The following is a 12,164-nucleotide window of genomic DNA, read 5'->3' on the forward strand; positions in this document are numbered from 1 at the left end:
CGGCGGGGACCGGTGAACCGGGGCGCGGCTCCGACGGGGCGCCCCCTGCTCTCTCGTCCTGTGAGACGTGGGTGTGACAGCCCTTCGGGGCGGCCTACCGTTCGCCCATGACCTTGCCGACAGACGCGCACGAACTCGCCCAAGTGAACATAGCCCGTCTCAAAGCCCCGCTGGACTCACCGCAGTTGAAGGACTTCGTCGACGGTCTCGACCCGGTGAACGCCGTCGCGGACGCGGCCGACGGTTTCGTGTGGCGGTTGCAGAGCGACTCCGGGAACGCGACCGACGTTCCCGTGCTCGGGGACGACCGGTTGATCATCAACCTGTCCGTCTGGCGCGACCCGGATGCCCTGACGGCGTTCATGTACCGGGGGCGGCACCGCGAACTGCTGTCCCGTCGGCACGACTGGTTCGAGCGGGTCGCGGAGGCGATGACCACGCTGTGGTGGGTTCCGGCAGGGCACCGACCGACGGTCCAGGAGGCCGAGTCGCGCCTGCTGCACCTGCGGGAACACGGTCCCACACAGCACGCGTTCACGCTGCGGACGTCCTTCCCGCCGGTGGCCCCGACCGGGGTCTAGAGACCCCCGGGCACGAGTTCCCTGCGGCGCAGCCAGTCGTCGGAGACGTCGTCGACACCGGTGCGGGCGCCCACGACGCCGCCGGTGATGGCGCAGGTGGTGTCGACGTCGCCGAAGCCCTCGGCGGTGCTCCACAGGGCCTCGGTCAGGTCGGTGGCGTGCCGGGCGGCGCACCAGAGGGCGAAGGGGACGGTGTCGTCGGCGCGGATCCGCTGACCGTTGCCGAGGATGTCGGAGGCCTTCCAGGGCGGGGTGCCGAACGGGAGCGCGGCCGCCTTCTCGACACCGTCGCGTACGGCGCTCGGCGGGGTCGCGGCGGCGACGGCGCCCAGGTCGAGGCGGCCGGTCGCGGACAGTGCCGCCGCGGTGGCGACCGCGACCGCGCCCGCGACGCCCTCCGGGTGGGCGTGCGTCACCTCGGCGGACAGCGCGGCCTGTTCGGCGACGGCCGGCAGGCTGGTGTGGAACCAGGCTCCCAGCGGGGCGACCCGCATGGCCGCGCCGTTGCCGAGGCTGCCCTCGCCGCCGAACAGGGCGCGCGCCAGCTCCGGCCAGCGGTGCGGCTCCCGGAGCAGCCGGGGCAGCAGCTCGTGCATGCCGTAGCCGTAGCCGCGGGCGGGGTCCGCGTCGTAGCCGAGGGCGAAGGCGTGGGCCAGTTCCGCCTGGCGGATCTCGCCGTGTTCGTCGAGGACGCGCAGGATGCCGAGTGCCATGGCGGTGTCGTCGGTCCAGTGCCAGGTGTGTTCCTCGGGCGTGCGCCGGGCGCGGATCTCCTCGTACGCCTGGAGGCGGTCCCGGAAGAGGGGGAACCAGCGCTCGCCGAAGGCGTCGCCGAGCGCCAGGCCGTCGAGGCTGCGGCGGGCTGCTCGGCGGTCGGCGCTGCGGTCGGCGGGGATCGGCGGGGTCATGGGGTGATGATGCCGGGCCCGACGGCCGGTTGCGCAGTGGTTTTCGCGCGTCGGGAGTGTCGCGTCGCGGACGGTCGCGTACCGGTTGCGCCAACTAGTCCGGCCCAGGGGATTGACGAGCTTGCTGACAAGCAGTCTCATAAGTTGTGACCGCCGGTAACCCCCGCTGATCCCGTACGACGAGGTGGAAACAGTCATGACGACGGTGACCGAAGCCGAGGTGCTCCGTGACGCGCTCGGTCTGCTCAAGGACCGGGAGCAGGTGGCCGAGCGCCTCCTCGACTCATCCGCCAAGCACTCCTTCGACCCCGACAAGGAGCTCGACTGGGACGCGCCCTTCGAGGAGGGCAAGTGGTTCTGGCCGCCCGAGCTGGTGTCGCTGTACGACACCCCGATGTGGCACCGGATGAGCGAGGAGCAGCGGATCGCGCTGTCCCAGCACGAGGCGGCCGCGCTGGCCTCGCTGGGCATCTGGTTCGAGCTCATCCTGATGCAGCTGCTGGTGCGGCACATCTACGACAAGGCGGCGACGAGCGCGCACGTGCGCTACGCGCTGACCGAGATCGAGGACGAGTGCCGGCACTCGAAGATGTTCGCCCGTCTGATCACCCGCGGCGGCACCCCGCACTACCCGGTGAGCCGGGCGCACCTCAACCTCGGGCGGCTCTTCAAGACCATCTCGACGACGCCGGGTTCGTTCACGGCGACGCTGCTCGGCGAGGAGATCCTCGACTGGATGCAGCGGCTGACGTTCCCGGACGAGCGGGTGCAGACCCTGGTCCGCGGCGTCACGCGCATCCACGTCGTGGAGGAGGCCCGGCACGTCCGCTACGCCCGTGAGGAGTTGCGGCGGCAGATGGTCACGGCGCCGCGCTGGTCCCAGGAGTTCACCCGCGTCACCTCGGGCGAGTTCGCCCGCGTCTTCTCGGTGGCCTTCATCAACCCCGACGTGTACACGAACGTCGGCCTCGACCAGCGCGAGGCGATGGCCCAGGTCAAGGCGAGCGGACACCGGCGCGAGGTGATGCAGACCGGCGCCAAGCGCCTGACGGACTTCCTGGACGACATCGGGGTGCTGCGCGGAGCGGGACGGCGGCTGTGGAAGTCGTCGGGCCTGCTGGCCTGAGCGCCGTGACGGCGGGTCCGTCCCCCGGGTCGGTCCCGCCGGTCACCCTCCGTTGTGGGGGAGTTGTGTACGGGCCGGTTACGCTGCCCGACATGACCTCGCAGGCCTCCACCCCCGCCTACCGCCGTCTCAGCGTCGAGGAACGGCGCAGCCAGCTCCTCGAAGCCGCGCTCTCGCTGTTCGCCCAGCGGGTGCCCGAGGAGGTCTCGCTGGACGACGTGGCGGAGGCGGCCGGGGTGTCCCGGCCGCTGGTGTACCGGTACTTCCCGGGCGGCAAGCAGCAGTTGTACGAGGCCGCCCTGCGCTCCGCGGCGGACGAGCTGGAGCAGTGCTTCGCGGAACCCCCCGAGGGGCCGCTCACCGAGCGCCTCTCGCACGCCCTGGACCGCTACCTCGCCTTCGTGGACCAGCACGACGCCGGGTTCAGCGCCCTGCTCCAGGGCGGCAGCGTCATCGAGACCTCACGGACGACGGCCATCGTCGACGGGGTCCGGCGGGCCGCGGCGGACCACATCCTCGACCACCTCGCGGTGCAGGACCCCGGGCCCCGGCTGCGGATGACCGTACGGATGTGGATCACGGCGGTGGAGGCCGCCTCGCTGGTCTGGCTCGACGAGGGCAAGGAACCGCCGCTGGACGAGTTGCGGGACTGGCTCGTCGAGCAGTTCGTGGCCGTGCTCACGGCGAGCGCCGGGCGCGACGCGCAGACCGCCGCGGTGGTCCGGGCCTCGCTCGCGATGGAGCGTCCGGACGGCATCGCGGGGACGCTGGTGCGCCGGGTGCTGCCCGTTGTCGGGGACGCGGCCCACCTGCTGTGACACTGGTCCGGTGAAGAGCGAAGACACCCCCTTTTCCGGCGGCCCGCTGGACGGCCGCGTGCTGCCCGTGCTGCTCGGGATCACCGGCCACCCGCCCAAGACGTACCGCGTCCCGGTGCCCGCCGCTGACGGCGGCCCGCCCACCGTGCTCGTGTACCGGCGCGTCCAGGCGGCGACGAGTCGGCGGCTCGGCCTCCACAAGGGGTGGACGTACGAGTACGACCCCGAGGACGACGGGTCGGGCCCCCGGTTCGCGTGGCCCTGGTCCGCGCGCAGGCACAAGGGCGGCGGCACGGGCGACGCCACGCCGGGCGGCAACGCCGACGAGTGACCTTCTTGGGCCGAAGCGGCCACCCGGCGCGCGCCCGGGATGCGGCGGCTCGATCCTGCCGGTGCGAGACGGGTGGTCGACGGGCCACCCCGGCACCGGAGGTGATGGCATGTCAGGAAGGCTTCTGCGTCTGGTCTGTACGGCTGCGGTGGTGACGGGAGCACTGCTCGCGCCGTCCCCCGCGGTGGCCGTCCCGGACCCCGCCCCGACCGCCGACAGCTCCGACAACTCCGCCGGCCTCGCGACAGACGGCGGAGATGGCACCGACGGCGCCGCCGCCCCCGACGCCCCGCGGTCCGCGGCCACACTCCTGACGGAGCTTCAGCGGCTGTACCGGGAGGCCGAGAAGGCCACCGAGACGTACAACGGCACCGCGGAGAAGCTGAAGAAGCAGCGCGCGGAGACCGACCGGCTCGACGCCCGCCTCGCCACGGCCCGCCTCTCGCTGCACGACAGCCGCGGTGCCGCCGGACGGCTGGCCCGGCAGCAGTACCAGAGCAGCGGCGAGATCTCCTCGTACGTACGGCTGCTGCTCGCCCGGGATCCGCAGCACGCGCTCGACCAGGGCCATGTGATCGGGCAGTTGTCGCTGGAGCGGGCCGAGACCGTGCAGCGGGTCAGCGGCAGCGAGAAGCGGATCGACGTGCTCGCGCGGGCGGCCCGCAAGGCGCTCGACGGTCAGCTGTCGCTCGCCGGACGGCAGAAGAAGGAACGCGACGCGGTGCGCGCGCGCCTCGACGCCGTGCAGAAGCTGCTCGCCTCGCTGACCGCGGACCAGATCGCCGAACTGAACAGGACCGAGAAGGCCGGGACGGACACGGCGCAGCGGACCCTCATGACGTCCGGAGCGCTCAGCACCGAGCGGGCGCCGTCGTCGGCGGGCGAGCGGGCCGTGCGCTACGCCGTCGGACAGATCGGCAAGCCCTACGAGTGGGGCGCCGAGGGCCCGGCCGCCTACGACTGCTCGGGGCTCACCTCACAGGCCTGGGACCGGGCGGGGCAACCCGTGCCGCGCACCAGTCAGGAGCAGTGGGCCGACCTCCCGAGGGTCCCGCTGGACGAGCTGCGCCCCGGCGACCTGGTGGTCTACTTCCCCGAGGCCACGCACGTCGCCCTCTACCTGGGCGGCGGCATGGTCGTGCAGGCGCCGCGGCCCGGCACCGACGTCAAGGTCTCCCCCATCGCGGCCAACCCGCTGCTCGGCGCGGTCCGCCCCGACCCGGGCGGGGAGCCCCTGCGGCACTACACGCCGCCGAAGCTCCCCGAGAACGCCACGGACGGAAGCGACGAGGGCTACGCCTCCGTCGCCCCGGCGACCGAGGCCAGGTAGGCGCCCGTCTTCTCCGGGTCGTAGAAGAAGTTCTCGAAGTCGGCCGGGTTGTTGAAGCCGTTGGCGAAGCGGTCGGCGACGGGCTGGAGCTGGCCGGCCGCGCCGATCAGGTTGAGCACGTGCTCCGGCGGGGCGCCGAGCATGGCGTTCGTCCACTTGGTGACGTGCTGCGCGGTGTCCCAGTAGCGGTCGAACGTCGCCTGCATCCACTCCTCGTCGAACGGCTTGTCGCCGTGCTCGACGATCGAGGCGAGGTAGGCGGCGGCGCACTTGGACGCCGAGTTGGAGCCCTGGCCGGTGATCGGGTCGTTGGCCACGACGACGTCGGCGACACCGAGGACCAGGCCGCCGCCGGGCAGCCGGCCGATCGGGTTGCGGACCGTCGGGGCGTAGCGCCCGGACAACGTGCCGCCCGCGTCGGTGAGTTCGACGTTCGTCGCCCGCGCGTACTCCCAGGGCGTGAACCGCTCCATGAGTTCCAGGGTGAGCGAGAGGTGCTCGGCGGGGTCCTTGACGCCGTTGAAGACGTCGAGCGGGCCGCCGGGGACGCCCTCCCAGAAGAGGATGTCGGCGCGGCCCGAGGTGGTGAGGGTCGGCATGATGAACAGCTCGCCGACGCCCGGGACCAGGTTGCAGCGCACGGCGTCGAAGTCCGGGTGCTCGGGGCGCGGGCCCAGACCGTGGACGTAGGCGACCGCGAGGGCGCGCTGCGGCTCGGTGTACGGCGAGCGGGAGGCGTCGCGGCCGAACATGGAGACGAGTTCGCCCTTGCCGGCCGAGACCAGCACCAGGTCGTACGTGCGGGAGAAGTAGTCGAGGTCGGAGACGGCCGCGCCGTGGATGACGAGTTGGCCGCCGCGCTGGGCGAAGGTCTCCATCCAGCCGGCCATCTTGACCCGCTGGTCGACCGACTGCGCGTATCCGTCGAGCGTGCCGACCCAGTCGATGGCGCGCTGCGAGGGGCCCGGGTCGAAGGAGCCGGGGGCGGCGACCGAGACGCCGAGGCCCTCGATCCGCGGGGCCTGGGACTCCCAGAAGTTCAGCTGGAGATCGCGCTCGTGCTGAAGTGCCGTGTCGAACATGCACTGTGTCGACATGACCCGGCCGGTGCGGATCTCGTCCGCCGTCCGGTTCGACATCAGGGTGACCTCGTATCCCTGCGACTGGAGGCCGAGGGCGAGCTGGAGTCCGGACTGGCCGGCTCCGACGACGAGTATCTTCCGCATGCGGGTGTTTCTCCTAGGACCTAGGCGTCCCTATTCGGGGCTGACTTCCAGCGCGTGGCCGACCACGGCCAGCAGGGTCTCGACGACCGAGATCCGGCGGCGCGCGTCCATGATCATGACAGGTATGTGCGGGGGCACGGTCAGGGCCTCGCGCACGTCGTCCGGCTCGAACCGCTCGCTGCCGTCGAAGTGGTTGACGGCGACGACGTACGGCAGGCCGCAGCTCTCGAAGTAGTCGAGGGCCGGGAAGCAGTCCGACAGCCGACGGGTGTCGGCGAGGACCACCGCGCCGATCGCGCCGCGCACCAGGTCGTCCCACATGAACCAGAACCGCTGCTGCCCCGGCGTACCGAAGAGGTAGAGCACCAGGTCGTCGTCGAGGGTGATGCGGCCGAAGTCCATGGCCACGGTGGTGGTCACCTTGTCCGGCGTCCCCGTGAGGTCGTCGGTCTCCTCGCTGGCCTGGGTCATCAGCGCCTCCGTCTGGAGAGGCGTGATCTCCGAGACGGCGGTGACCATGGTGGTCTTGCCGACGCCGAAGCCGCCCGCCACCACGATCTTGGTGGCGATCGGCGCACGCGTGCGGTCCGTCTGCCAGGCCTGAAGGTTCTCCTCATCGTCGAGGAGGGGGGCGACGCCAGGTGCGGCGTCAGAGACGACGGAGTCCACTCAGCACCCTTTCCAGCAGAGCGCGGTCCGGCTGTCCCGGGCCGTGACCTGTTCCGTACACACGGATCTTTCCCTGGTCCGCCAGGTCGCTCAGCAGCACTCGGACCACGCCGAGGGGCATCCTGAGGAGGGCGGCGATCTCGGCCACCGTGCGCATACGGCGGCAGAGTTCGACGATGGCCCGCATCTCGGGCATGACCCGGGTGGCGAGCGAGCCGTTCGTCAGTTCCTTGCGTTCCTCCGGGGCCTCCAGCGCGGCCACGAAGGTCTCCACGAGCAGGACGTGCCCGAAGCGGGTCCGTCCGCCGGTGAGCGAGTAGGGGCGTACCCGGGCGGGCTTGCGGTCGCCGCCGCGCACGGGGAGCTTCTGAACACCGTTCGACACGGTCATCGGGCACTCCCGAGCGCTTCGGCCTCAAGGGATTTTCGGAGCTCGGTGCGCAGTTCGGGCGTGAGCACGTGTCCGGCCCGGCCGACGAAGAGCGCCATGTGGTACGCCACCACGCTCATGTCGCAGTCCGGGGAGCCGTGCACACCGAGGAGCGAGCCGTCGCTGATCGACATGACGAAGAGGCTGCCCTCCTCCATCGCGACCATCGTCTGCTTGACGCCGCCGCCGTCCATCAGTTTGGCGGCCCCGATGGTGAGGCTGCCGATGCCGGAGACGATGGTGGCGAGGTCGGCCGCGGAACCCTTGGGTCCCGCGGGCCGGGTGGTGTCGGCCGTCCGGGCCTCGGCGTTGCGGCCGGGGTCGGAGGACAGCAGCAGCAGGCCGTCGGAGGAGACGACCGCGACCGACTGGAGGCCCGGCACCTCCTCGACGAGATTCGTCAACAGCCAGTGCAGGTTTCGGGCTTCGCTGCTCAGGCCGAAGGTACTGGGCGCGGTCAACTGCTTGCCTCCTCGACGGTGCCCCCCGATGCTTCTACGTCCTGTGCGGTGCGCGGGCGCCCGGTGGGCGTGGATCCCGCGGGCGCGTGTGCGGTGGGCGCGGGTGCCGGCGGGGTGTGTCCCGCGGGGGCGGGTGTCTCCCCCGTCCGGTCGGCGATCTCGGCCTCCACTTCACGGCGGCCCTCGACCGCGCCCCGGTGGAACCCGCCGAGCCGGCGCCGCAGGGCGTCGGCGTCCACGCCGCCCACCCGGGGGCGCGGCGCCGCGGCGGGGGCGGAGATCTTCGGCGTCCGCTTGGGCAGGCCCTTGTCGGTGAGCCGGGGGCGCTCATCGGGGGCTCGCTCATGGCTGTCGGGGCCGATGGCGTAAGGGTCGGTGCCGGTGCCGGTCGGTGCGGGCGGCGGCTCCGAGGGCGCGGGGGCCGCGTCGGGGCGGGTTCCGGCTCCGGTGGACGCGGCTGCGGACGGGGTGCGTGTGCCGTCGCGGCGGGGCAGCGGCCCGGCGGAGACGTCCGTGCCGGACGGCGCCGGCGTGGCGCCGGAGTCCGGTTCGCCGAAGGCCGCGGGGGTCTCGGTGCCCGGGTAGGCCGCCGGGGCGGCGGGGTGCGGCTCCTGGGCGTCCGTCGCGAGGTCCGGGAGCAGCAGCTCCATGGTGGTCTCGGGCGTGGCCTCGGGTGCCGGGGCCGCGGCCGGGAGCGGCTCGCGGGGCGCCGGGATGACCGGGGTCTGCGCGGAGCCGGGCGCGGGGTCGGCGGCCTGCTCGGGCGTTCCGTCCGGGGTGGGGTCACCGGCGTCCCGTTCGGCCGCCTGGGCCGCGGCGATCAACGGGTCCTCGTCACCGGCGGGGGGCGGAGCGATGACCGAACGGCCGCGCAGGACGTTGGAGTTGGCCTCCGCGTCGGCGCCGGGCAGGGCGACCGAGGGGGCGGCTCCGGCGAGCCGGGTGGCCGGGGCCGGGACGGTGGACGAGGGCGCTGCCGCGAGCAGGGACTTCGGCAGGACGACCACGGCGGCCACCCCGCCCTGCTTCTGCTCGCGCAGCTGTACGCGGACGCCGTGCCGGTGGGCGAGCCGGGCCACCACGTAGAGGCCGAGTCCGAGGCCCTCGCCGCTCTCCTGGTCGTAGGCGTCCTCGGGGTCGAAGTCGGCGAGCCGGGTGTTGAGCTGGCTCATCCGCTCGTCCGTCATGCCGATGCCCTCGTCCTGCACGGAGAGCATCACCTCGCCGCTCTCCAGGAGCCAGCCGGAGACCTCGATGGGCAGGTCGGGCGGCGAGAACGACGAGGCGTTCTCCAGGAGTTCGGCCACCAGGTGGCTGAGGTCGTCGGCGGCGAACCCGGCGAGGTGGGCGTGCGGCGGCAGCGCGGCGATCCGTACGCGCTCGTAGCGCTCGATCTCGCTGACCGCGGCCCGTACGACGTCGACCAGCGGGACGGGGCTCGCGTGGTGCTGGACGTGTTCGGCGCCCGCGAGGACGAGGAGGTTCTCGCTGTGCCGCCGCATGACGGTGGCGAAGTGGTCGAGCTTGAAGAGGGTGGCGAGGCGGTCCGGGTCCTGTTCGCGTTCCTCGAGGCCCTCGATGACGCCGAGCTGTCGCTCCACCAGGCCGAGGGTGCGCAGCGCGAGGTTGACGAAGGTGCCGTGGATGGTGCCGCGGACCTGGTCCAAGTGGCTTGCCGCCGCCGCGAGTTCGATGCGGAGCTTGTCGCGCTCGTCGGCCATCAGCTGGCGCTGGCCGATGAGGTGCTTGCGGTCGCCTTCGAGGGTGGCGTGCCGCTCCTGGAGCGCCGCGGCGTGCTCGTGCAGCGCGTTGACGGAGCGGACCACCTGGGCGAACTCGTCGTTGCGGCCGGTGAACGTGACCGGCTCCTGGGAGCCGGGGTCGGCGGCGAGACGGGCCGAACCGCGGCGGAGCACGGAGAGCGGCCGGGTGAGCGTGCGGGCCATGGCCATCGTGACGCCGACCGCGACGAGGAGGAGCGCGCCGAGGAGGACGACGCGGATCTCCAGGGCGGTGACGTCGTCGTCGCGGAGCTGTTCGAGGTCCTTGGTGCGGTGGTCGTTCAGCGAGGACTCGGCGCCGCGCATCAGGTCGATGCGGGCGGACAGCGCGGCGTTCAGCTTCTCCGCGGAGGTGTCGAGTTCCCCGTCCGCGAGCTTCGGTTCGTCCGTGAGGCCCGCCAGGTACTTGTCCGCGGAGCCGACGTCGGGGCCGGTGACCGTGGAGTCGTAGGAGGTGACGGCCTTCTCGGGTGCCGTCTCCCGGAAGCCGGCGAGGGCCGCGTCGGAGCGGACCCGGGCCTGCTGGGCGGCGCCGCTCAGCGCGTCGCGCTGCTTGGCGCCGGCGGCCGAGGAGGTGTTCGTGGTGGTCGCCAGGCCCGTGATGGGGTCGACGACGGTCTGCGTGGTGCGCGGGATGGCGAGGGCCGCGAGGAGCAGGCCGCGGGCAGCGGCGGACTGCTGGACGGCGGTGTCCAGTTCGGCGAGCGCGTGCGCGCCGGAGCCGGCCCGGACCGGCATGCGGTCGGCCAGGTCCTCGGCGAGGGCGTGGAGTTCGGCGATGGCCTCGGAGTACGCCTGGTGCGCTTCGAGGGCGGAACTCTTGCCGGTGAGGGCCGCGCGCCGCAGAGCGGCGATCCCGTCCAGGTCCTTGAGGAGTGCGGCGGGGGCGTCCTCGTCGGCGCGCAGTTCGTCGACCTGCCGGTCGACGCGGGCGCCGCGCTGTTCGGAGGGCGCCTTGGCCTTGGGGCGGCCGGCGGCGACGTAGGAGGTGACGTCGTCGCGTTCGTCGGCCAGGGAGTGCGCGAGGGTGAGGGCCTGCTGGGTGCGCTGGGAGAGCGTCACCAGGTTCTGGGAGTCGTTCAGTTGCCGCGAGGCGGCCAGCACCGTGGGCGCGCCGGCTCCGGCGATGGCGGCCGCGACGACCGCCACGGCGACGATGAGCCGGTTGCGTACGTGGGCGGTCCTGCCCCGGCGTGTGGAGCCGGTGGCGTCGCCGACGGCGCCGCCCTCCGCGGAGGTGGAGACCGTCTTCTTGCCTGTGCGCCTCGGCCGCGTCTTCTGCACCGGTGCTCGCATTCCTGACTCGTGTACCCATCTGGGGCCCGGGTGACGTCCCGTCGATCGCGGCGTCCGCCCGGTACGGCTCCCGACCCTCCCAGTGCCGGTGGGCGGTGGTCCCGCTTCGTCCGGCCCGCCACCCGAAGGAGTGAACCCCGGAGGGGAGTTGGCGGGCAAGTTCCTGCGGCGCTTGCCACGGGCCCGCGCGGCGGGCCGGTTGGACGTCGGGACCGGGCTTTGGCAGTATTCGCCGCCACGTGTTCCCGGAGTCGATCATTCCATGCCAAACCCGGCTTCCGGGCTGGTGGTCGGCAGGAGTTCGGCGACCGTTGCCGGGCTTTCGTGAGCCTTGTGAAGGGCTCGTGCAGACTGGCGTGATGCGCACTGAACTCGTCACGGAGCCCGGCGACCCGGCCCGCCCCAATGAGGACTTCGCATCGGTCGGGCTTCCCGCTTCAGGACAGGGCGGTTCACTCGTCGTGCTGGACGGGGTGACTCCGCCCCGGAGCGACTACGGCTGTCGGCACACGGTCGCCTGGTTCTCCGCGCGGCTCGGCGGAGCCCTGCTCGAACTGTCCGTTTCGCAGGGCGATGTGACGCTGCGGGAGGTGCTGGCCGAGGCGATCCGCCGGGTGGCCGACGCGCACGCCGCGACCTGTGACCTTTCTCACCCAAGGACGCCTCAGGCAACCGTCGTCCTCGTACGGTGGTCCGCCTCCGAGGTCGAGTATCTGGTCCTGTCCGACTCGGCCCTGCTGGTGGAATCGCCCGCCGGCGAGGTGACCGCGCTGCTCGACGACCGCCTCTCCCGCGTGCCGCGCGCCTCCCTCGCCTCGGACGCGGTGGCCGATGCCACCGTCCGCAACAGGGAGGGCGGCTTCTTCACGGCGGCGGCGGATCCGGCGGTGGCCGCCCGCGCGGTGACGGGCACGCTGCCCCGCGCCTCGGTCCGCGCCCTGGCCGCTCTCACGGACGGCGCCACCCGCTGGGTGGAGAAGTTCCACGAGGGCGACTGGGCCGATCTGTTCGCGCTGGTGCGCAAGGAGGGCTCCGCGTCCCTCGTGGACCGCGTCAGGGAACTGGAGCGCGCGGACGCGGTGGAGCGGCTGCACCTGCGGCGGAGCAAGACGCACGACGACGCGACGGTGCTGTTCGCGGAACTGTGAGCGACGCCGGACCGTGCCGGGCGGTGCCGCCCGGCTGCGGACGGGCCTCCCATAAGGAC

Annotated in this window: 12 protein-coding genes; 6 read left to right on the top strand and 6 right to left on the bottom strand. The window is 72.7% G+C overall.

Features of this window, described 5'->3' with window-relative positions; translation table 11 throughout:
- Nucleotides 1-107 precede the first annotated feature (107 nt).
- Entirely contained in the window at nt 108-581 is a 474-nt protein-coding gene (locus OG406_RS14220; RefSeq protein WP_203659957.1) for a DUF3291 domain-containing protein, read from the top strand.
- Here the strand turns inward: OG406_RS14220 and OG406_RS14225 are convergent.
- On the bottom strand, nt 578-1,489 hold the full coding sequence (locus OG406_RS14225; RefSeq protein ID WP_329186055.1) for an ADP-ribosylglycohydrolase family protein: 912 nt from the start codon (nt 1,487-1,489) through the stop codon (nt 578-580). The two genes, OG406_RS14220 and OG406_RS14225, sit on opposite strands and share 4 nt — an antisense overlap.
- Before the next feature lie 196 nt (nt 1,490-1,685).
- Here OG406_RS14225 and OG406_RS14230 point away from each other — a divergent pair, with 196 nt between their 5' ends.
- From OG406_RS14230 to OG406_RS14245, 4 genes are all read left to right on the top strand, one after another.
- Complete coding sequence (locus OG406_RS14230; RefSeq protein ID WP_164371821.1) at nt 1,686-2,615, top strand: AurF N-oxygenase family protein; 930 nt, start codon at nt 1,686-1,688, stop codon at nt 2,613-2,615.
- A gap of 92 nt (nt 2,616-2,707) precedes the next feature.
- Entirely contained in the window at nt 2,708-3,433 is a 726-nt protein-coding gene (locus OG406_RS14235) for a TetR/AcrR family transcriptional regulator (protein ID WP_081219403.1), read from the top strand.
- A 10-nt stretch (nt 3,434-3,443) separates the two neighbouring features.
- Nucleotides 3,444-3,764: a hypothetical protein gene (locus tag OG406_RS14240; protein WP_164371822.1), complete on the top strand. Its 321-nt coding sequence runs from the start codon at nt 3,444-3,446 to the stop codon at nt 3,762-3,764.
- 109 nt (nt 3,765-3,873) lie between these two features.
- The gene (locus OG406_RS14245; RefSeq protein WP_329186057.1) at nt 3,874-5,094 is read left to right on the top strand and encodes a C40 family peptidase; all 1,221 of its coding nucleotides are present in this window, start codon (nt 3,874-3,876) and stop codon (nt 5,092-5,094) included.
- Here the strand turns inward: OG406_RS14245 and OG406_RS14250 are convergent.
- Genes OG406_RS14250 through OG406_RS14270 form a run of 5 tightly spaced genes read right to left on the bottom strand, consistent with a single transcriptional unit; the run spans nt 5,058 to nt 10,957 of the window.
- Nucleotides 5,058-6,320 carry a styrene monooxygenase/indole monooxygenase family protein gene (locus OG406_RS14250; RefSeq protein ID WP_266616494.1) on the bottom strand — a complete coding sequence of 421 codons (1,263 nt, stop codon included), beginning with the start codon at nt 6,318-6,320 and terminating at the stop codon, nt 5,058-5,060. The genes OG406_RS14245 and OG406_RS14250 overlap by 37 nt on opposite strands.
- Before the next feature lie 30 nt (nt 6,321-6,350).
- Nucleotides 6,351-6,989, bottom strand: coding sequence for a GTP-binding protein (locus OG406_RS14255; RefSeq protein ID WP_081219399.1), 639 nt, complete (start codon nt 6,987-6,989; stop codon nt 6,351-6,353).
- On the bottom strand, nt 6,970-7,380 hold the full coding sequence (locus tag OG406_RS14260; protein WP_164371841.1) for a DUF742 domain-containing protein: 411 nt from the start codon (nt 7,378-7,380) through the stop codon (nt 6,970-6,972). Before OG406_RS14260 ends, OG406_RS14255 begins: the two co-directional genes overlap by 20 nt.
- The gene (locus OG406_RS14265; protein ID WP_164371842.1) at nt 7,377-7,880 is read right to left on the bottom strand and encodes a roadblock/LC7 domain-containing protein; all 504 of its coding nucleotides are present in this window, start codon (nt 7,878-7,880) and stop codon (nt 7,377-7,379) included. The genes OG406_RS14260 and OG406_RS14265 overlap by 4 nt, the downstream gene beginning before the upstream one ends.
- Nucleotides 7,877-10,957 (bottom strand): sensor histidine kinase, encoded by a 3,081-nt coding sequence (locus OG406_RS14270; protein WP_329186063.1) that lies wholly within the window; start codon nt 10,955-10,957, stop codon nt 7,877-7,879. The genes OG406_RS14265 and OG406_RS14270 overlap by 4 nt, the downstream gene beginning before the upstream one ends.
- Nucleotides 10,958-11,316: 359 nt before the next feature.
- Here OG406_RS14270 and OG406_RS14275 point away from each other — a divergent pair, with 359 nt between their 5' ends.
- On the top strand, nt 11,317-12,105 hold the full coding sequence (locus OG406_RS14275) for a protein phosphatase 2C domain-containing protein (RefSeq protein ID WP_267048524.1): 789 nt from the start codon (nt 11,317-11,319) through the stop codon (nt 12,103-12,105).
- Nucleotides 12,106-12,164 lie beyond the last annotated feature (59 nt).

This window comes from Streptomyces sp. NBC_01428 (genome assembly GCF_036231965.1).
GTDB lineage: Bacteria > Actinomycetota > Actinomycetes > Streptomycetales > Streptomycetaceae > Streptomyces.

Bases quoted from the DNA above. Each gene is read 5' to 3' on its own strand.
- OG406_RS14220 (WP_203659957.1), top strand. From the start codon at position 108: ATGACCTTGCCGACAGACGCGCACGAACTCGCCCAAGTGAACATAGCC.
- OG406_RS14270 (WP_329186063.1), bottom strand. From the start codon at position 10,957: ATGCGAGCACCGGTGCAGAAGACGCGGCCGAGGCGCACAGGCAAGAAG.
- OG406_RS14230 (WP_164371821.1), top strand. From the start codon at position 1,686: ATGACGACGGTGACCGAAGCCGAGGTGCTCCGTGACGCGCTCGGTCTG.
- OG406_RS14275 (WP_267048524.1), top strand. From the start codon at position 11,317: ATGCGCACTGAACTCGTCACGGAGCCCGGCGACCCGGCCCGCCCCAAT.
- OG406_RS14235 (WP_081219403.1), top strand. From the start codon at position 2,708: ATGACCTCGCAGGCCTCCACCCCCGCCTACCGCCGTCTCAGCGTCGAG.
- OG406_RS14245 (WP_329186057.1), top strand. From the start codon at position 3,874: ATGTCAGGAAGGCTTCTGCGTCTGGTCTGTACGGCTGCGGTGGTGACG.
- OG406_RS14225 (WP_329186055.1), bottom strand. From the start codon at position 1,489: ATGACCCCGCCGATCCCCGCCGACCGCAGCGCCGACCGCCGAGCAGCC.
- OG406_RS14250 (WP_266616494.1), bottom strand. From the start codon at position 6,320: ATGCGGAAGATACTCGTCGTCGGAGCCGGCCAGTCCGGACTCCAGCTC.
- OG406_RS14260 (WP_164371841.1), bottom strand. From the start codon at position 7,380: ATGACCGTGTCGAACGGTGTTCAGAAGCTCCCCGTGCGCGGCGGCGAC.